The organism is Stenotrophomonas sp. YJH_SMC_135 (genome assembly GCF_059372355.1).
Genome location: NZ_JCAFVN010000003.1, coordinates 587,923 through 606,548, shown reverse-complemented (window position 1 = coordinate 606,548; position 18,626 = coordinate 587,923). Strand labels below are relative to the sequence as shown.

The following is an 18,626-nucleotide window of genomic DNA, read 5'->3' as shown; positions in this document are numbered from 1 at the left end:
CCTTGAGGGTCAGCGGTTGCGGAAGCGGGTCAGCGCTTCCCATGCAGTGCGTACGGCGGCCGCATCGGGCGCCTGCTGTGGCAGCGGCCGGTAGCGCAGGTCCAGGGCGGTGGCGTTGCCGAACTTGTCGAACACATAGATGGCATCGCCATGGCGCACCGCGCGCTGCGACCAGCTTTCGACCACCAGCGCACGCGTGCCCTGCGGCTCGGCCAGCAGGTCCTGGCCGGTGCTGTAATCGGCCGGTGCGTTCTCGCAACCCAGTGCGTGGCGCATCAGTGTCGGCACCCAGTCTTCGTGCGAGCTGGTGCGTGCGTCGTGGCCAGCGGCCTTGCCCGGCCAATGCAGCACGAACGGGACCTGCAGCTGATAGTCGGAGAAGTTGCCGTTGTGGCCCCAGTAGTTCAGCTTGAGGTCGTTGAACTCTTCGGCATGGTCACCGGTGACCAGCACGATGGTGTCCTCGGCCAGGCCCTGTGCGCGCAGGTCGTCCAGCAGTGAGCCGATCAGGCTGTCGGCATAGTGCACGGCGGTGCGGTAGCGGTTGAGTTCCGGCGTCGGGTCATGCTCCGGGCCGAACTTGAGGAAATCGATATCGGCGGCCATCGGTGTGGCCACCGCCGGATAGCCCTCGGGCATGTGGTAGGGCGCATGGGTGGAGTCGAGGAACACGAAGCCGAACCACGGGCGCTGCGCGGCCTGGCTGGCGCGGATGTCCTGCTGCAGCGCAGTGATGATCGCGCGGTCGCGGCCGTCGGACTTCAGCGCTGAAGGCCCCTGGTGCAGCTGGTCGCGTACATCGGCGAACACCGTGCGATCGAACTCCGGGCTGTACAACGGCGCACTGCCGTACAGGTGCAGGTCGTAGCCCTGCTGGCCCAGCACCTGGAACAGCTGCGAGCCACGCTGCTCGTCAAGCATGCCCGGCCAATAGCCGCCGGGCAGGCCGTAGAGCAGTCCGAACAGGCCGTAGCGGGTGGCATTGCCGGTGCTGAAATGGTGGTCGAAGACGCGCGCATCCTGCGCCAGCGTCGACGTGTTGGGCATCAGCTGCGGTGTCAGCACATCGTGGCGCAGCGACTCCAGTACCACCATCAGTACGTTGGGACGATGTGGGCTCTGGCAGCGCAGCGGATGCAGCGGGTACAGCAGCTGCGCATGGCGCGGGTCGGGCAGGCCGGCGTGCTGTTGGCTGACCACGCCCAGGCGCCGCATGAAGCTCTTGGCCGTGATCGGCTGCGCCCACGGCAGGTAGTTCCACTGCGCGATCACATCACGGTCGCCGCGGGCGTCGTAGTAGGCCGTGGCGACCTGGCCGCCGGCCATCAGCAGCGCGACCACCGCCCAGGCCTGCAGCACCCGTCGACGGCGCGGCGCGGCCGGCAGCAGTTTCCAGCACGCCCAGGCCAGCAGGCCCTCGGCGGTGAAGACCGCGGCAACCAGCAGGCCGACCTGCAGCCAGGTCTTCCAGGACAGGGCAACCTGGTCCTGCAGGGCGCCGCCGAACACCATGTTCACGACCATGGCATTGAGGTGGAACCGGTACAGGGTGAAGACCTTGGCGTCGACCAGCAGCAGGCACAGCCACAGGCCCTGCAGCACGGCCGCGCTGATGCTCAGCGTACGCGCGCTGCGTGGCCACAGGCCCAGCAGCAGCGGCAGCAGGCCGGCCAGCGCACCGAACGCGAGCAGGTGGCCGGGCAGGGCGACCGCCAGATAGGCCAGGCCGGCGCCGCCGCCCGGATTGTCACGCAGCGGTACATTGCCCAGCGCAATCGCCGCGGCCAGTACCGCATTGCCGGCGATGAACAGCGACCACCAGGCCAGCCGCCGCCAGCGCCGGGCGGAACCTTCAATGGCAGGGGCGGCAGGGGCAGCTGCGGGCATGGTGGGGCAGGTTCAGGGGGGGCAGGGGAGGGGCGGGGCCAACGTGACGGAAGCGTTGCTCCGCGCGCGGGTCGCGCATTGTATCGGTTTGTTTCCGTGTATCGAGTGGCGTCCCCCGGGCGATCTGTCACAATGTTCAGGCGGGCCATGAATGCGTTGGCCCCCTCAGACCCAACGACAAGCCAGGAACCGCTGTGAGCCAGATCCCCACCCTCGACATCACCCGTTTCGACAGCGACCGCGAGGCCTTCGTGGCCGAGCTGGGCGCGGCCTACCGCCAATGGGGATTCGCGGGCATCCGTAACCACGGCATCCCGCAGGCCGACATCGACGCGGCCTACGATGCCTTCAAGGCTTTCTTCGCCCTGCCGGAAGAGGTCAAGCGCAAGTACCACGTGGCCGGCAGCGGCGGCGCCCGCGGCTACACCCCGTTCGGCGTGGAAACCGCCAAGGGCTCCAAGCATTTCGACCTGAAGGAGTTCTGGCACATCGGCCGCGAGATCGCCGACGATTCCAAGTACCGGGACGTGATGGCGCCGAACCTGTGGCCGGCCGAGGTCGAAGGTTTCCGTGAGCGCGGTTACGGCCTGTATCAGGCGCTGGACAACCTGGGGTCGCGCGTGTTGTCCGCGTTGGCCCTGCACATTGGCCTGCCGGAAGACTTCTTCGCCGACAAGACCAACTTCGGCAACTCGATCCTGCGCCCGATCCACTACCCGCCGATCACCACTGACGACATCCCGAACGTGCGTGCCGGTGCCCATGGCGACATCAACTTCATCACCCTGCTGGTCGGCGCCAGTGCCGCAGGCCTGGAAGTGCAGTCGCATGACGGCGAGTGGGTGCCATTTACGTCAGATGCGGACACGATCGTGGTCAACATCGGCGACATGCTGCAGCGCCTGACCAACCACGTGTATCCGTCGACCATCCACCGCGTGGTCAACCCCCCGGGTGACCTGGCGCGCCAGCCGCGCTATTCGGTGCCGTTCTTCCTGCACCCGAACCCCGACTACCTGATCGACGTGCTGCCCTCGTGCATCACCCCGGAGAACCCGAGCCGGTATCCGGAGGCGATCACCGCCCACGGCTTCCTCGAGGAACGCCTGCGCGAGATCAAGCTGAAGTAAGGAAAAGTGAGGCCGCCGAAAGGCGGCCTTTTTCTTTGCAGGGTTGCACCCTGCACCCGCGGTAGTGCCGGCCGCTGGCCGGCAAGTCCAAAGCCAAAGCGGCTCTGGGGTGTTCCTTGGGGAGGCGGGGAGGTGTCGGATGGCGGGGACGCCGTAAACCCATCCCTGGGGGCTTGGCCGCGGCATCCATGCCGCGGACACCCCGCCATCCGACACCTCCCCGCCTCCGACAGTTTCCCGGTGACGGTTGGTGGGTGTCGACCTTGCTCGACACGGTAGATCCACGCCATGCGTGGATGAGATCTGTCAGATCGAAGTGGGGCAGGGCACGTGGTATGCCGCTTTTGCTCTTGCTCTTCTTTTTTCTTTCCGTGGCGGGCGGAACCGCCGGAATGTGTCGGAGGCCGGGCGGGTGGGGATGACGGGGGTGTCCGCGGCATGGGTGCCGCGGCCAAGCCCCCACGGACGGGTTTACGGCGTCCCCCGCCATCCCCACCCGCCCGGCCAAGCCCACCAATCCAACCGGGCTTTCCGCGACCAACCCAAACAAACTCCCGCCACGAGGGGCTGCGCCGTTGGCTGAAAATCCATGTAACCGCTTACAAGGAAACGGATTTTTGCCGCAACGGGTATCATGACCGGCTGACTTCACACAGGAGCCACCCGCTCATGCGCCGCAAGATCGTCGCCGGAAACTGGAAGCTGCATGGCAGCCGTCAATTCGCCAATGAACTGCTGGGGCAGGTGGCCGCCGGGCTGCCGCTGGAGGGGGTGGACGTGGTGATCCTGCCGCCGCTGCCGTACCTGGGCGAGCTGGTCGAGGACTTCGGCGAGACCAGCCTGGCCTTCGGCGCGCAGGACGTGAGCAGCAACGAGAAGGGCGCCTATACCGGCGAGGTCTGCGCGGCCATGCTGGTCGAGGTCGGGGCCCGCTATGGCCTGGTCGGCCATTCCGAGCGCCGCCAGTATCACCATGAAAGCAGCGAGCTGGTCGCGCGCAAGTTCGCCGCCGCCCAGCATGCCGGCCTGGTGCCGGTGCTGTGCGTGGGCGAGACCCTGGAGCAGCGCGAGGCCGGGCAGACCGAAGCGGTCATCGCCAGCCAGCTGGCGCCGGTGCTTGAACTGGTCGGCGCGGCCGGCTTTGCCAAGGCCGTGGTCGCCTACGAGCCGGTCTGGGCCATCGGTACCGGCCGTACCGCTACAAAGGAGCAGGCACAGCAGGTGCACGCGTTCATCCGTGGCGAAGTTGCGCGCTTCGATGCTAGAATTGCTGATTCACTGCCCATTGTTTACGGCGGTAGCGTGAAGCCCGACAATGCCGGGGAACTGTTCGCGCAGCCGGATGTCGATGGTGGGCTGGTCGGCGGCGCCTCCCTGGTGGCCGCGGACTTCCTGGCCATCGCACGGGCGGCGGCCGCGAACTAATCCTAGAAGTATTGTCCGAGGGCGGTTTCCAATGCTGATGTTGATCCTCAATGTCGTCTACGTGCTGGTCGCTGTGGCCATGATCGCGCTGATCCTGATGCAGCGTGGCTCGGGTGCGGCGGCGGGTTCGGGCTTTGGTGCCGGCGCCTCGGGCACGGTGTTCGGTGCGCGTGGCGCCTCGAACTTCCTGTCCAAGTCGACCAAGTGGCTGGCCGTCGTGTTCTTCGGCATCAGTCTCTTCATGGCCTGGTATGCCGGTCACGGCACCCGTCCGGCGGCCGACCAGGACCTGGGCCTGATGTCCGCCCCGGCGGCCAGCGCGCCGGCGGCTCCGGCGGGCGAACTGCCGGCCGTTCCGAAGGCCGATCCGGTCCCGGCCGCCCCGGTTCCGGCGGCGAATGTGCCGGCTCAGGCGGAATCTTCGGTTTCTGGTGAAGAAAAGCCTTCGGAAGGCTCCCAGAAACACTGAAGCCGGTTACAATACGCGGCGCATCGGGAAGATAGTCTGATGTGATCGTTTGCCCAGGTGGCGGAATTGGTAGACGCACTACCTTGAGGTGGTAGCGACGCAAGTCGTAGGGGTTCGAGTCCCCTCTTGGGCACCATTTGTAAGTAAAGCGGGTTCGTCTGGCGCGCAAGGCGCCGGGCAGGTTCCCGTCCACTCCCCCATGCCAAAGCGCCTGCAGGCGCGGCGGCAGAGGCAAGAGAGAATCGCTGTGCTGGCCGAATATTTGCCTTCTCTGCTGTTTCTGATCGTTGCCACCGGTATCGGCATTACGCTGATGCTGGTTGGTCGATTCCTCGGTCCCCGCCGCCCCGATCTGGAAAAGCTGTCGCCGTACGAGTGCGGCTTCGAGGCCTTCGAAGACGCGCGCATGAAGTTCGACGTGCGCTACTACCTGATCGCGATCCAGTTCATCGTCTTCGACCTGGAAATCATCTTCATCGTGCCGTGGACCCAGGTCTTCATGGAGCTGGGCGCCCGTTCGCTCATCACCATGGGGCTGTTCGTCGGCATGCTGTTCCTCGGTTTCATTTACGTCTGGAAGAAGGGAGCGCTGGAATGGGAGTGATTCAGACTCTCGATGGCCTCATGAACAACCCGTCGCCGGAAGGCCGGGTTGATGACATCCTGCGGCCGGAAGGCGACAACCCGCTGCTGGAAAAGGGCTTCGTCACCACCAGCGTCGACGCACTGCTGAACTGGGCGCGCACCGGCTCGATGTGGCCGATGACCTTCGGCCTGGCCTGCTGCGCGGTCGAGATGATGCACGCCGGCGCCGCGCGCCTGGACCTTGACCGTTACGGCGTGGTGTTCCGCCCGTCGCCGCGTCAGTCCGACGTGATGATCGTGGCCGGCACCCTGGTCAACAAGATGGCCCCGGCGCTGCGCAAGGTCTACGACCAGATGCCGGACCCGAAGTGGGTCATCTCGATGGGTAGCTGTGCCAACGGTGGTGGCTATTACCACTACTCCTATTCTGTCGTGCGCGGCTGTGATCGCGTGGTGCCGGTGGACGTCTACGTCCCGGGCTGCCCGCCGACCGCCGAGGCGCTGGTGTACGGGATCCTGCAGCTGCAGAAGAAGATCTGGCGTACACAGACCATCGCCCGCTGACCCCTTCACCTGACAAGAGCGCGCCAAGCCCCCATGGCAGAGCAAGCATCCTTCATCGACCGACTCTCCGCACGTTTCGCTGGTGCGAAGGTCATCGTGGTCGAACCCCGCGGCGAAGTGACGCTGGAAGTGCCTGCCGCCGAGTGGCACGCCACCGCCCTGGCGCTGCGTGACGAGTTTGGTTTTGAGCAGGCCGTGGATCTGTGCGGCGTCGACTACCTCGGTTATGGCTCCGACGAATGGGACACCGCCGACGTGTCCTCGCAGGGCTTCAGCCGTGGCGTCGAAGGCAAGGCCCAGGGCCGCTTCGCGTGGGGCGAGTTCCCCACCGAGGAAAACGGTGCCGACGGTGCCCGCCCGCAGCACATGCCGACCCAGCGTTTCGCCGTGGTCGCCCAGCTGCGCTCGTACCAGCACAACCTGATGATGCACCTGCGCTGCTTCGCCCCTGACGAAGCGCTGCCGGTGGTGTCCTCGCTGACCAGCGTGTGGCCGGGCCTGAACTGGTTCGAGCGCGAAGCGTTCGACCTGTACGGCGTGATCTTCGAAGGCCACCCGGACCTGCGCCGGATCCTGACCGACTACGGTTTCGTCGGCCATCCGTTCCGCAAGGACTTCCCGCTGATCGGCAATGTCGAAGTCCGCTACGACGAAGAAAAGAAGCGCGTGATCTACGAACCGGTCACCTCGGTGGAGCCGCGTGTCGGCGTGCCGCGCGTGATCCGTGACGACGCCCGTCTGCAGACCGCAGCCGGTGAGCGCGCGCAGGAGGCAGTGAAGTGAGCCACGTACACCAGGCCGGCGAAGCGTTCGCCAGCAACGCCGCCGAAAGCCGGCAGGAAATCCGCAACTACACCATGAACTTCGGCCCGCAGCATCCGGCCGCTCACGGTGTGCTGCGCCTGATCCTGGAAATGGACGGCGAAACCATCATGCGTGCCGACCCGCACGTGGGTCTGCTGCACCGTGGCACCGAGAAGCTGGCCGAGTCCAAGCCGTTCAACCAGTCGATCGGCTACATGGATCGCCTCGACTACGTGTCGATGATGTGCAACGAGCACGCCTACGTGCGCGCGATCGAGACCCTGATGGGCATCGAGGCGCCGGAGCGTGCGCAGTACATCCGCACCATGTACGACGAGATCACCCGCATCCTCAATCACCTGATGTGGCTGGGCTCCAACGCGCTCGACCTGGGTGCGATGGCCGTGATGCTGTATGCCTTCCGCGAGCGCGAAGAGCTGATGGACTGCTATGAAGCGGTCTCCGGCGCGCGCATGCACGCGGCGTACTACCGCCCGGGCGGTGTCTACCGCGACCTGCCGGACCACATGCCGAAGTACAAGGAATCGCGCTGGCACAAGGGCAAGGCGCTGAAGCAGCTCAATGCTTCGCGCGAAGGCTCGCTGCTGGACTTCCTGGAGAACTTCACCGTCGAGTTCCCCAAGCGCATCGACGAATACGAAACCCTGCTGACCGACAACCGCATCTGGAAGCAGCGTACCGTCGGCATCGGCGTGGTCACTCCGGAACTGGCGCACCAGTGGGGCATGACCGGCGTGATGCTGCGTGGCTCGGGCGTGGCCTGGGACCTGCGCAAGAAGCGCCCGTACGCCAAGTACGATGCCGTCGATTTCGACATCCCGCTGGGCAAGGAAGGCGACTGCTACGACCGCTACCTGGTCCGCGTCGCCGAAATGCGCGAATCCAACCGCATCATCAAGCAGTGCGTGGCGTGGCTGAAGGCCAACCCCGGCCCGGTCATGGTCAAGAACTTCAAGGTCGCTCCGCCCAAGCGCGAGGACATGAAGGACGACATGGAAGCGCTGATCCACCACTTCAAGCTGTTCAGCGAAGGCTATTGCGTACCGGCGGGTGAAACCTATGCGGCCGTGGAAGCGCCCAAGGGCGAATTCGGCTGCTACCTGGTCTCCGATGGCGCCAACAAGCCCTTCCGCGTGCACCTGCGCGCACCGGGCTTCGCCCACCTGTCCTCGATCGATTCGATCGTGCGCGGCCACATGCTGGCCGACGTGGTGGCGATGATCGGTACCTATGACCTGGTGTTCGGCGAGGTTGACCGGTAATGCCGTCCGCCACGCCAACGCCCGCTGCAGGCAGCCGGCGCAAGCCGGCGCCGCAGTTTCTGGAATTTCACGTTATGCATTTCGCTGAGGTCGGCCGATGAAGGCGACAGGTAATTTCGAGGCGGCGCGCGACGTCGACCCGATGGTGGTGCTGAGCGACAAGACCCGCGCTCACATCGATCACTGGCTGTCCAAGTTCCCGCCGGACCGCAAGCGCTCTGCCGTGCTGCAGGGCCTGCATGCGGCCCAGGAGCAGAACCAGGGCTGGCTGACCGACGAGCTGATCGCCGCCGTCGCCAAGTACCTCGACCTGCCGCCGGTGTGGGCCTACGAGGTCGCCAGCTTCTACTCGATGTTCGAGACCGAGAAGGTGGGCCGCAACAACGTGGCCATCTGCACCAACATCAGCTGCTGGCTCAATGGCGCCGAGGACATCGTCCGCCATTGCGAGAAGAAGCTGGGCATCAAGCACGGTGAATCGACCCCGGACGGCCGCGTCTACCTCAAGCGCGAGGAAGAGTGCCTGGCCGGTTGTGGCGGCGCGCCGATGATGGTCATCAACGGTCACTACCATGAGCGTCTGACCCTGGAAAAGGTCGACGAGCTGCTGGACGGGCTGGAGTAAGGGCATGGCACATCACCACGAATCCAAGGGTCCGGTCGGCCCCGCGCCGCTGCCGCACCAGGTGGTCTACACCACCCTGCATTACGACACCCCGTGGTCGTACGAAAGCTACCTGAAGACCGGTGGCTACGCCGCCCTGCGCAAGATCCTCGAAGAGAAGATCCCGCCGGAGCAGGTCATCGAGATGGTCAAGGCCTCGGGCCTGCGCGGCCGCGGTGGCGCAGGCTTCCCGACCGGCCTGAAGTGGTCCTTCATGCCCAAGGGCAACATGCAGAAGTACATCCTCTGCAACTCGGACGAATCCGAGCCGGGCACCTGCAAGGACCGCGACATCCTGCGTTACAACCCGCATTCGGTGGTGGAAGGCATGGCGATTGCTTGCTACGCCACCGGTTCGACCGTGGGTTACAACTACCTGCGCGGTGAGTTCCACCACGAGCCGTTCGAGCACTTCGAGCAGGCCCTGGCCGACGCCTATGCGAACGGCTGGCTGGGCAAGAACATCCTCGGCAGCGGCGTAGACATCGACATCTACGGCGCGCTGGGCGCCGGCGCCTACATCTGCGGCGAAGAAACCGCGCTGATGGAATCGCTGGAGGGCAAGAAGGGCCAGCCGCGCTACAAGCCGCCGTTCCCGGCCAATTTCGGCCTGTATGGCAAGCCGTCGACGATCAACAACACCGAAACCTACGGTTCGGTGCCGGCGATCATCCGCAACGGTCCGGAGTGGTTCAAGGGCCTGAGCCTGACCGCCAACGGCGGTCCGAAGTGCTTCTCGGTGTCCGGCTGCGTGCAGAACGGCGGCAACTTCGAAGTGCCGCTCGGCACCAAATTCCACGACCTGCTGGAAATGGCCGGTGGCCTGCGTCCGGGCCGCACGCTGAAGGGCGCGATCCCGGGCGGCGTGTCGATGCCGGTGCTGACCGCGGCCGAGCTGGAGGACCTGCCGATGGACTACGACACCATCCGTGCACTGGGCTCCGGCCTGGGTTCGGGCGCGATCGTGGTGCTCGACGACAGCGTCTGCTGCGTCAAGTTCGCCTGCCGCATCAGCCAGTTCTTCCACAAGGAATCCTGCGGCCAGTGCACCCCGTGCCGTGAAGGTACCGGCTGGATGCACCGCGTGCTGGAGCGCATCGTCGCCGGCAAGGCCACGATGGAAGACCTGCACCAGCTGAAGGCGGTGGCCGGGCAGATCGAAGGCCACACCATCTGTGCGTTCGGTGAAGCGGCTGCATGGCCCATCCAGGGCTTCCTGCGCCAGTTCTGGGACGAATTCGAGTACTACATCGTCAACGGTCATTCGATGGTTGACGGCAAGAAGGTGGAGGCAGCCGCCGCATGAGCGCGCAACCCGTAAACCCGAACGTGCCACCGGATCACGTGACCATCGAGATCGATGGCAAGTCGCTGGTCGTGCCCAAGGGTTCGATGATCATCCAGGCGGCCGACAAGGCCGGTATTCCGATTCCGCGCTTCTGCTACCACGAGAAGCTGCCGATCGCCGCCAACTGCCGCATGTGCCTGGTGGACGTGGAGAAGTCGCCGAAGCCGGCGCCGGCCTGCGCCACCCCGGTGATGGACGGCATGAAGGTCGCCACCCGTAGCGAAAAGGCACTGAAGTTCCAGCGCTCGGTGATGGAGTTCCTGCTCATCAACCACCCGCTGGACTGCCCGATCTGCGATCAGGGCGGCGAGTGCGAGCTGCAGGACGTGTCGTTGGGCTATGGCCGTTCGGTCAGCCGCTTCAACGAGCGCAAGCGCGTGGTGCCGGACGAGGACATGGGCCCGCTGGTCGCCACCGAGATGACCCGCTGCATCCAGTGCACCCGCTGCGTCCGCTTCACCGCCGACGTTGCCGGTACCTACGAACTGGGTGGCATGTACCGCGGTGAGAACCTGCAGATCGGCACCTTCGACGGCAAGCCGCTGACCACCGAGCTGTCCGGCAACGTCGTCGACGTCTGCCCGGTCGGCGCGCTGACCAACAAGGTGTTCCAGTTCCGCGCCCGTCCGTGGGAACTGACCGCGCGCGAATCGCTGGGCTACCACGACGCGATGGGTTCGAACCTGTTCCTGCACGTGCGTCGCGGTGAAGTGCTGCGCACCGTGCCGCGCGACAACGAAGCGGTGAACGAGTGCTGGCTGTCCGACCGTGACCGCTACTCGCACCAGGGCCTGTACAGCGAAGACCGTGCGGTCAAGCCGCTGCGCAAGGTCAATGGCGAGTGGAAGGAAGTGAGCTGGGCTGAAGGCCTGGCCGCGGCCGCCGAGATCCTCAAGGCCAACCAGGGCGACAACCTGGGCGTGCTGGTGCACCCGTCCACCTCGAACGAGGAAGGCGCGTTGCTGGCCCGCCTGGCCAAGGGCCTGGGCACGGGCAACATCGACCACCGCATCAACAACCGCGATTTCTCCGACGCCGCAACCGCCGAAGTGTTCGGCCTGCCGCTGGCCGAAATCGAAGGCGCTGACCGCATCGTCGTTCTGGGCAGCAACATCCGCCACGAACTGCCGCTGCTGCACGCCCGCCTGCGCAAGGCGCAGACCACCAAGGGCGCGAAGATCCATGTCGTCAACCCGGTGGACTTCGACTTCGCCTTCAGCATCGCCGGCAAGCAGATCGTCGCACCGTCGAAGTTCGTCGACGCGCTGGCCAACGCCGAGCTGCGTTCGGCAGTGCAGGGCGGCAACAACACCGTGCTGATCGTCGGTGGCATCGCCGAAAACCACCCGCAGGCTGCCGCGATCCGCGCTGCTGCGCGTGAGTTCGCCGCCGCCACCGGTGCCAAGCTGTGCCGCATCCCGCAGGGCGCCAACGCCGTTGGCCTGACCCGCGCCGGTGTGCTGCCGGCTGGCAAGGACGTCGCCGCGATGCTGGCGCAGCCGCGCCAGGCCTATGTGGTGTACGGCCTTGAGCCGGGCCTGGACTTCGCCGATGCACCTGCCGCGCGCAAGGCGCTGGCCGGTGCCCAGGTGGTGGCTTTCAGCCAGTTCGCCTGTGCCTCGACCCGCGACGTCGCCGACGTGATCCTGCCGATCGGTGCGCTGCCGGAAATCGACGCCACCCTGACCAACCTTGATGGTCGCGAGCAGTCGGCACGTGCCGGCGGCAAGCTTCCGGGCGAGGCCCGTGAGGGCTGGCGCGTGCTGCGCGCCCTGGGCGGCGACCTGGCCTTGGCCGGATTCGAGTTCATCGACCTGGCCGGCCTGCGCGCCAGCCTGGCCCCGGTACCGGTCACCGTTGCCGCCTCGGCACAGCCGGCGGTTGCTGGCGAAGGCCTGGAAGTGGCTTTGACCGCCGCGATCTACCGCACCGATGCGGTGGTCCGTCGCGCGCCGGCACTGCAGTCGCATCCGCTCAACAACGCCCCGCGCATCGTGCTGAACGCTGAAGATGCCGCTCGCCTGCAGCTGCAGGAAGGGCAGATGGCCAAGGTCGGCACCGATGCCGGCAAGGCCACCCTGCCAGTGGTGGTCGACGCCCGCGTCGCTGCGGGTTCGGTCTGGATTGAATCGGGCCACGGCGCGACCGCGCCGCTGGGTGCCGCTCGCGTAACGGTGGTGGCTGCATGAACGAATTGCTGTTGAACGCGGTCGACCCGCTGCACCAGTGGCTGCTTGGCCTCGGTGACATCGGCGCGCTGATCTGGATCATCCTGAAGATCCTGGTGATCACCGTTCCGGTGATCATCTCGGTGGCCTTCTACGTGGTCTGGGAACGCAAGCTGATCGGTTGGATGCATGTCCGCCACGGCCCGATGTACGTGGGCATGGGCATCTTCCAGGCCTTCGCCGACGTCTTCAAGCTGCTGTTCAAGGAAGTGGTCCAGCCGAGCAGCGCCAACAAGGCGATCTACCTGCTGGCCCCGCTGATCACCCTGGCCCCGGCCTTCGCGGCCTGGTCGGTGGTGCCCTTCGATTCGCAGATCGTGCTGTCCAATGCCAATGCCGGCCTGCTGTACCTGCTGGCGATGACCTCGCTGGGCATCTACGGCATCATCCTGGCCGGTTGGGCGTCCAACTCGAAGTATGCGTTCCTGGGTGCGATGCGCGCCTCGGCGCAGATGATCAGCTATGAAATCGCCATGGGCTTCGCCCTGGTCGGCGTGATGATCGCCTCGGGCAGCCTGAACCTGAGCAACATCGTGATGGCGCAGGCCGGCAGTTCCGGCTTCTTCGACTGGTTCCTGCTGCCGCTGTTCCCGCTGTTCGTCATCTACTGGGTCTCGGGCGTGGCTGAAACCAACCGCGCGCCGTTCGACGTGGTGGAAGGCGAATCGGAAATCGTCGCCGGCCACATGGTCGAATACTCCGGCGGTGCCTTCGCCCTGTTCTTCCTGGCCGAATACGCGAACATGATCCTGATCAGCTTCCTGATCTCGATCTTCTTCCTCGGCGGCTGGCTGAGCCCGGTCCAGGGCTGGGTCAACTTCGGCGATGTCTCGCCGCTGGTCGACTGGATCTGGAAGGGGGGCGCGCCGTGGCTGTTCGTCAAGGTGTTCTTCTTCGCCAGTGCCTACATCTGGTTCCGTGCCAGCTTCCCGCGCTTCCGCTACGACCAGATCATGCGCCTGGGCTGGAAGGTCTTCATCCCGCTGGCCATTCTGTGGATCGCGGTTACCGCCGTCATGGTGTTCTTCGGCGTGATTCAAAAGGGCGTCTAAAGTGATGAACAGGATTACCCATTACTTCAAGAGCCTGCTGCTGCTCGAACTGCTGGCGGGCCTCTGGCTGACGCTGAAGTACAGCTTCAAGCCGAAGTACACGATGATGTACCCGATGGAGAAGTTCCCGCAGTCGCCGCGCTTCCGTGGCCTGCATGCGCTGCGCCGTTATCCCAACGGCGAAGAGCGCTGCATCGCCTGCAAGCTGTGCGAAGCGGTGTGCCCGGCGCTGGCCATCACCATCGACTCGGCCAAGCGCGAGGACGGCACCCGCCGCACCACGCGTTATGACATCGACCTGTTCAAGTGCATCTTCTGTGGCTTCTGTGAGGAAAGCTGCCCGGTGGACTCGATCGTCGAAACCCACATCCTCGAGTACCACTTCGAGAATCGTGGCGAAAACATCGTTACCAAGCCGCAGCTGCTGGCCCTGGGCGACCGTCTCGAAAACGAGATCGCCGAGCGTCGCGCCGCCGATGCCGCTTACCGCTGAGGTCGAGAGATGGATTGGGTAAATATCGCTTTCTGGGTGTTCGCCATCGCGGCAACGGTTTCGGCCGGTGCGGTGATCAGCGTGCGCAACCCGGTTCACGCCGTGCTCTGCCTGGTGCTGACCTTCTTCTCCATCGCCTGCGTGTGGCTGCTGGTGGGCGCCGAGTTCCTCGGTGTGGCGCTGGTGCTGGTCTACGTCGGTGCGGTGATGGTGCTGTTCCTGTTCGTGGTGATGATGCTGGACATCGACCCCACCAAGCTGCGCGAGGGCTGGGTGCGCTACCTGCCGGTCGGCCTGATTGTCGCGGTCGCGATGCTGGCGCAGATGCTGATCCTGATCGGGGTCAAGGCGCGTTCGGTCACGCCGTTCCCGGCCGACAACGCCGCTGCGGTCGCCGCCGACAGCTCCAACATCACCTGGCTGGCACGCACGCTGTTCACCGAGTACCTGCTGCCGTTCGAGTTCGCCGCCGTCATCCTGACCGTGGCCGTGGTTGCCGCCGTGATGCTGACCCTGCGTCGCCGTACCGGCGTGAAGAGCCAGAACCCGGGCCAGCAGACCATGGTCAAGGCCGGCCAGCGCCTGCGCATGGTCAAGATGGGTGCCGAAGCACCGGTCGTGCACAGCAACAGCAAGCCGGTCGCCGGCGAGGAGACCCAGCCGTGATCACCCTTGGCCATATCCTCGCGCTGGGCGCGGTGCTGTTCGCCATCAGCCTGGCCGGTATCTTCCTCAACCGGAAGAACGTCATCGTCCTGCTGATGTCGATCGAGCTGATGCTGCTGTCGGTGAACATCAATTTCGTCGGCTTCTCGCGTCAGCTGGGCGATCCGTCCGGCCAGCTGTTCGTGTTCTTCATCCTGACCGTCGCCGCCGCGGAAGCCGCCATCGGCCTGGCGATCCTGGTGACCCTGTTCCGTACACGCCGCACGATCAATGTCGGCGAAGTCGATTCGTTGAAGGGCTGATCCACAGATGGAAATCACTCTCTCCAAGAGTCTGTTGATCGCAGTGGTGCTCGCACCGCTGTTCGGCAGCATCATCGCCGGCCTGTTCGGTCGCCAGGTCAAGCGCTTTGGCGCGCAGACCATCACCATCCTCGGCGTCGCGGTGGCCTGCGGCCTGTCGATGTACACGCTCTACCAGCTGCTGTGGGGCGGGGCGCAGCCGTTCAACCAGAACATCTACACGTTCTTCGAAGTCGGCCAGTACTCGGCCCACGTCGGTTTCATGGTCGACAAGCTGACCGCGATGATGATGGTGGTGGTGACCTTCGTGTCGCTGCTGGTCCACATCTACACGATCGGCTACATGCAGGACGATCCGGGCTACCAGCGGTTCTTCAGCTACATCTCGCTGTTCACCTTCTCGATGCTCACCCTGGTGATGAGCAACAACTTCCTGCAGCTGTTCTTCGGCTGGGAAGCGGTGGGCCTGGTGTCGTACCTGCTGATCGGCTTCTGGTTCAAGCGCCCGACCGCGATCTTCGCCAACATGAAGGCGTTCCTGGTCAACCGCGTCGGTGACTTCGGCTTCCTGCTGGGCATCGCCGGCGTGCTGTGGGTGTTCGGCACCCTGGACTACTCGCAGGTGTTCTCGCAGGCCGGCATGCTGGCCGACCCGCGCGCCCAGCTGCAGATCTGGGACGGCACGCTGCTGGGCATGCAGCTGCTGAACGAGCCGGTGATCTGGTCGATCGCCACCGTCATCTGCATCTGCCTATTCATCGGTGCCATGGGCAAGTCGGCCCAGGTCCCGCTGCACGTGTGGCTGCCGGACTCGATGGAAGGCCCGACCCCGATCTCGGCACTGATCCACGCCGCGACGATGGTGACCGCCGGTATCTTCATGGTCACCCGCATGTCGCCGCTGTTCGAGCTGTCGCAGACCGCGCTGAACTTCGTGCTGTTCATCGGTGCCACCACCGCGTTCTTCACTGGCCTGATCGGCATCGTGCAGAACGACATCAAGCGCGTGGTCGCGTACTCGACCCTGTCGCAGCTGGGCTACATGACGGTTGCACTGGGCGTGTCGGCCTATTCGGCTGCCGTGTTCCACCTGATGACCCACGCCTTCTTCAAGGCCCTGCTGTTCCTGGGCGCCGGCTCGGTCATCATCGCGATGCACCACGAGCAGGACATGCGCAAGATGGGCGGCCTGCGCAAGTACATGCCGATCACCTTCATCACCATGTGGATCGGTACCCTGGCGCTGGTCGGCACGCCGTTCTTCTCCGGCTTCTACTCGAAGGACACCATCATCGAGGCGGCCGAGCTGCACGCGCACCTGTCCAACAGCTGGGTGGCCACCTATGGCTACTGGGCGGTGCTGGGTGGCGTGATCGTCACCAGCTTCTACAGCTTCCGCCTGCTGTTCCTGACCTTCCACGGCAAGGAGCGTTTCCGCGACGCGCATGACGATCACGGCCATGGCCATGACGATCACCACGCCGCCGACGCCCACCACGGCGATGCACACCATGGTGATGGCCACGACGACCACGGCCATGGCCACGGTCCGCACGAGCCGCACGAAACCCCGTGGGTGGTGACCCTGCCGCTGATCCTGCTGGCCATCCCGTCGATCGCCATCGGTTTCTTCAGCATCGGCCCGATGCTGTACGGCACCGACTGGGCCGGCAACCACGCGCACGATGCCATCAAGGGCCAGGCGCACACGTTCTTCACCGGCATCGTCGACTTCTACGATCCGGCCAAGAACACCATCGGCTTCCTGGGTGAGGAGTTCCATGGCCCGGTCGCCTTCGCGCTGCATGGCATGATGGCTCCGGCGTTCATGCTGACCGTTGCGGGCTTCCTGCTGGCCGCACTGTTCTACCTGTGGAAGCCGGACCTGTCGGGCAAGGCCCGCAAGACCTTTGCTCCGCTGGTGTCGGTGCTTGAAAACAAGTACGGCTTCGACAAGCTGTGGATCGATGGCTTTGCCGGTGGCAGCGTCAAGCTGGGCAAGGTCTCGCGCTGGATCGACAGCAACATCGTCGACGGCGTGGTCAATCTCTCGGCACGTGTTGTGGACGTCGCAGCCGGCGTGCTGCGTCGTACCCAATCCGGTTTCCTCTATCACTACGCCTTCGCGATGATCATCGGCCTGATTGCCCTGCTGGGCGTGCTGATGCATTACCTGCGTTGATGACCTGTACGGAATAAGAAGACGTGTCGAACTGGCCTCTACTCAGTGTCCTCATCTGGCTGCCGATCATCGGTGGTGCCCTGATCCTTGCGATCCGTGATGCGCAGACCGCCCGCTGGGCGTCGCTGGGCGTAGCGGTGCTGACCTTCGTGGCGAGCCTCTCGCTGCTGAGCGGCTACAACGCAGGCGTCGATGGTCTGCAGTTCGTCGAGACCCATGCCTGGATCCCGGCGTACAAGATCGGCTACAACCTGGGCGTGGACGGCATTGCCGTGGCGCTGATCCTGCTGACCACCCTGGTCAGCGTGCTTGCCCTGATCGGCGCCTGGAGCGCCATCGACAAGCGCGTGAACCAGTACGTGGCGGCCTTCCTGATCCTGGAAGGTGTCACCGTCGGCATCTTCGCCGCGACGGACGCGATGCTGTTCTACGTGTTCTTCGAAGCGATGCTGATCCCGATGTTCCTGATCATCGGTGTCTGGGGCGGTCCGCGCCGCATCTACGCCGCGCTGAAGTTCTTCCTGTACACCTTCCTCGGCTCGGTGCTGATGCTGGTGGCGCTGATCTACCTGTACATGAAGGGCGGCAGCTTCCAGTTGGCCGACCTGTACGCGCTGCCGCTGTCGGCCAAGGAGCAGACCTGGATCTTCTTCGCCTTCCTGATCGCCTTCGCGGTCAAGGTGCCGATGTTCCCGGTCCACACCTGGCTGCCGGACGCCCACGTGGAAGCGCCGACCGCCGGTTCGGTGATCCTGGCCGCGATCGCCCTGAAGATCGGTGGCTACGGCTTCCTGCGCTTCAACCTGCCGATCGTCCCGGACGCATCGCAGGAATGGGCCTGGCTGGTGATCGCGCTGTCGCTGATCGCGGTGATCTACGTCGGCCTGGTCGCCCTGGTGCAGGACGACATGAAGAAGCTGATCGCCTATTCGTCGATCGCGCACATGGGCTTTGTCACCCTGGGCACCTTCATCGCCCTGTGGCTGGTGCGCGAAGCCGGCAACGCCGACGCCGCGCGCCTGGGCCTGCAGGGCGCCATGGTGCAGATGATCTCGCACGGCTTCGTGTCCGGCGCGATGTTCTCCTGCGTCGGCGTGCTGTACGACCGCATGCACAGCCGCCGCATCGCCGATTACGGCGGCGTGGTCAACGTGATGCCGTGGTTCGCCACCTTCGCGATGCTGTTCTTCATGGCCAACGCGGGCCTGCCGGGTACCAGCGGTTTCGTTGGCGAGTTCATGGTCATCCTCTCGGCCTTCCAGCGTAATCCGTGGATCGCCCTGGGCGCGGCCACCACCCTGATCATCGGCGCCGCCTACACCCTGTGGCTGTACAAGCGCATCTTCTTCGGTGAAGTGGCCAACAGCCATGTTGCCGAACTGAAGGACATCAACGGCCGCGAATGGCTGGTGCTGGGCGTGTTCGCCATCGGCGTGCTGGCCCTGGGCATCTACCCCAAGCCGCTGACCGACCTGATGGAGCCCTCGATCGCGAAGCTGGCGATGCAGATCGCATCCAGCAAGCTGCTGTAATTCCAGGATTTG

General features: G+C 65.0%; 17 protein-coding genes and 1 tRNA gene. 17 read left to right on the top strand and 1 reads right to left on the bottom strand.

Annotated features, from left to right (window positions below):
- Positions 1-9 precede the first annotated feature (9 nt).
- On the bottom strand, positions 10-1,887 hold the full coding sequence (locus tag AC5P98_RS13850) for a DUF3413 domain-containing protein (protein WP_100450409.1): 1,878 nt from the start codon (positions 1,885-1,887) through the stop codon (positions 10-12).
- 194 nt (positions 1,888-2,081) lie between these two features.
- Between AC5P98_RS13850 and AC5P98_RS13845 the strand changes: the two genes are divergently transcribed.
- The 17 genes from AC5P98_RS13845 (at position 2,082) to AC5P98_RS13765 (ending at position 18,614) form a co-directional block, all read left to right on the top strand.
- On the top strand, positions 2,082-3,017 hold the full coding sequence (locus AC5P98_RS13845) for an isopenicillin N synthase family dioxygenase (RefSeq protein WP_014647873.1): 936 nt from the start codon (positions 2,082-2,084) through the stop codon (positions 3,015-3,017).
- Between the two features lie 669 nt (positions 3,018-3,686).
- Positions 3,687-4,442: a triose-phosphate isomerase gene (gene tpiA / locus AC5P98_RS13840; RefSeq protein WP_014647872.1), complete on the top strand. Its 756-nt coding sequence runs from the start codon at positions 3,687-3,689 to the stop codon at positions 4,440-4,442.
- Between the two features lie 31 nt (positions 4,443-4,473).
- Positions 4,474-4,911, top strand: coding sequence for a preprotein translocase subunit SecG (gene secG, locus AC5P98_RS13835; protein WP_014647871.1), 438 nt, complete (start codon positions 4,474-4,476; stop codon positions 4,909-4,911).
- A 51-nt stretch (positions 4,912-4,962) separates the two neighbouring features.
- A tRNA-Leu gene (locus AC5P98_RS13830) sits at positions 4,963-5,047 on the top strand.
- A gap of 111 nt (positions 5,048-5,158) precedes the next feature.
- Positions 5,159-5,515 (top strand): NADH-quinone oxidoreductase subunit A, encoded by a 357-nt coding sequence (locus tag AC5P98_RS13825; RefSeq protein ID WP_008265012.1) that lies wholly within the window; start codon positions 5,159-5,161, stop codon positions 5,513-5,515.
- The gene (locus AC5P98_RS13820; protein WP_005417936.1) at positions 5,506-6,060 is read left to right on the top strand and encodes a NuoB/complex I 20 kDa subunit family protein; all 555 of its coding nucleotides are present in this window, start codon (positions 5,506-5,508) and stop codon (positions 6,058-6,060) included. Before AC5P98_RS13825 ends, AC5P98_RS13820 begins: the two co-directional genes overlap by 10 nt.
- Before the next feature lie 33 nt (positions 6,061-6,093).
- Positions 6,094-6,843 carry an NADH-quinone oxidoreductase subunit C gene (locus tag AC5P98_RS13815; protein WP_014647869.1) on the top strand — a complete coding sequence of 250 codons (750 nt, stop codon included), beginning with the start codon at positions 6,094-6,096 and terminating at the stop codon, positions 6,841-6,843.
- The gene (locus tag AC5P98_RS13810) at positions 6,840-8,147 is read left to right on the top strand and encodes an NADH-quinone oxidoreductase subunit D (RefSeq protein WP_032957439.1); all 1,308 of its coding nucleotides are present in this window, start codon (positions 6,840-6,842) and stop codon (positions 8,145-8,147) included. Before AC5P98_RS13815 ends, AC5P98_RS13810 begins: the two co-directional genes overlap by 4 nt.
- A gap of 97 nt (positions 8,148-8,244) precedes the next feature.
- Positions 8,245-8,772, top strand: a complete 528-nt coding sequence (gene nuoE, locus AC5P98_RS13805; protein ID WP_014647867.1) for an NADH-quinone oxidoreductase subunit NuoE — start codon at positions 8,245-8,247, stop codon at positions 8,770-8,772.
- Between the two features lie 4 nt (positions 8,773-8,776).
- Positions 8,777-10,117 carry an NADH-quinone oxidoreductase subunit NuoF gene (nuoF, locus tag AC5P98_RS13800; RefSeq protein ID WP_014647866.1) on the top strand — a complete coding sequence of 447 codons (1,341 nt, stop codon included), beginning with the start codon at positions 8,777-8,779 and terminating at the stop codon, positions 10,115-10,117.
- Complete coding sequence (gene nuoG, locus AC5P98_RS13795; RefSeq protein WP_049404608.1) at positions 10,114-12,348, top strand: NADH-quinone oxidoreductase subunit NuoG; 2,235 nt, start codon at positions 10,114-10,116, stop codon at positions 12,346-12,348. Before nuoF ends, nuoG begins: the two co-directional genes overlap by 4 nt.
- Entirely contained in the window at positions 12,345-13,439 is a 1,095-nt protein-coding gene (nuoH, locus tag AC5P98_RS13790; RefSeq protein ID WP_006458641.1) for an NADH-quinone oxidoreductase subunit NuoH, read from the top strand. The genes nuoG and nuoH overlap by 4 nt, the downstream gene beginning before the upstream one ends.
- A gap of 4 nt (positions 13,440-13,443) precedes the next feature.
- Complete coding sequence (gene nuoI, locus AC5P98_RS13785) at positions 13,444-13,932, top strand: NADH-quinone oxidoreductase subunit NuoI (RefSeq protein ID WP_005410456.1); 489 nt, start codon at positions 13,444-13,446, stop codon at positions 13,930-13,932.
- A 9-nt stretch (positions 13,933-13,941) separates the two neighbouring features.
- Positions 13,942-14,598, top strand: coding sequence for an NADH-quinone oxidoreductase subunit J (locus AC5P98_RS13780; protein WP_014647864.1), 657 nt, complete (start codon positions 13,942-13,944; stop codon positions 14,596-14,598).
- Positions 14,595-14,900, top strand: a complete 306-nt coding sequence (nuoK, locus tag AC5P98_RS13775; RefSeq protein WP_005417921.1) for an NADH-quinone oxidoreductase subunit NuoK — start codon at positions 14,595-14,597, stop codon at positions 14,898-14,900. Before AC5P98_RS13780 ends, nuoK begins: the two co-directional genes overlap by 4 nt.
- A gap of 7 nt (positions 14,901-14,907) precedes the next feature.
- The gene (gene nuoL / locus AC5P98_RS13770) at positions 14,908-17,082 is read left to right on the top strand and encodes an NADH-quinone oxidoreductase subunit L (RefSeq protein ID WP_046431809.1); all 2,175 of its coding nucleotides are present in this window, start codon (positions 14,908-14,910) and stop codon (positions 17,080-17,082) included.
- A 23-nt stretch (positions 17,083-17,105) separates the two neighbouring features.
- Entirely contained in the window at positions 17,106-18,614 is a 1,509-nt protein-coding gene (locus tag AC5P98_RS13765; RefSeq protein WP_019660580.1) for an NADH-quinone oxidoreductase subunit M, read from the top strand.
- Positions 18,615-18,626: the final 12 nt, after the last annotated feature.

Excerpts from the sequence above, each read along its gene's own strand:
- AC5P98_RS13850 (WP_100450409.1), bottom strand. The coding sequence starts at position 1,887 with ATGCCCGCAGCTGCCCCTGCCGCCCCTGCCATTGAAGGTTCCGCCCGG.
- tpiA (WP_014647872.1), top strand. The coding sequence starts at position 3,687 with ATGCGCCGCAAGATCGTCGCCGGAAACTGGAAGCTGCATGGCAGCCGT.
- secG (WP_014647871.1), top strand. The coding sequence starts at position 4,474 with ATGCTGATGTTGATCCTCAATGTCGTCTACGTGCTGGTCGCTGTGGCC.
- AC5P98_RS13820 (WP_005417936.1), top strand. The coding sequence starts at position 5,506 with ATGGGAGTGATTCAGACTCTCGATGGCCTCATGAACAACCCGTCGCCG.
- AC5P98_RS13815 (WP_014647869.1), top strand. The coding sequence starts at position 6,094 with ATGGCAGAGCAAGCATCCTTCATCGACCGACTCTCCGCACGTTTCGCT.
- nuoE (WP_014647867.1), top strand. The coding sequence starts at position 8,245 with ATGAAGGCGACAGGTAATTTCGAGGCGGCGCGCGACGTCGACCCGATG.
- nuoF (WP_014647866.1), top strand. The coding sequence starts at position 8,777 with ATGGCACATCACCACGAATCCAAGGGTCCGGTCGGCCCCGCGCCGCTG.
- nuoG (WP_049404608.1), top strand. The coding sequence starts at position 10,114 with ATGAGCGCGCAACCCGTAAACCCGAACGTGCCACCGGATCACGTGACC.
- nuoH (WP_006458641.1), top strand. The coding sequence starts at position 12,345 with ATGAACGAATTGCTGTTGAACGCGGTCGACCCGCTGCACCAGTGGCTG.
- nuoI (WP_005410456.1), top strand. The coding sequence starts at position 13,444 with ATGAACAGGATTACCCATTACTTCAAGAGCCTGCTGCTGCTCGAACTG.
- AC5P98_RS13780 (WP_014647864.1), top strand. The coding sequence starts at position 13,942 with ATGGATTGGGTAAATATCGCTTTCTGGGTGTTCGCCATCGCGGCAACG.
- nuoL (WP_046431809.1), top strand. The coding sequence starts at position 14,908 with ATGGAAATCACTCTCTCCAAGAGTCTGTTGATCGCAGTGGTGCTCGCA.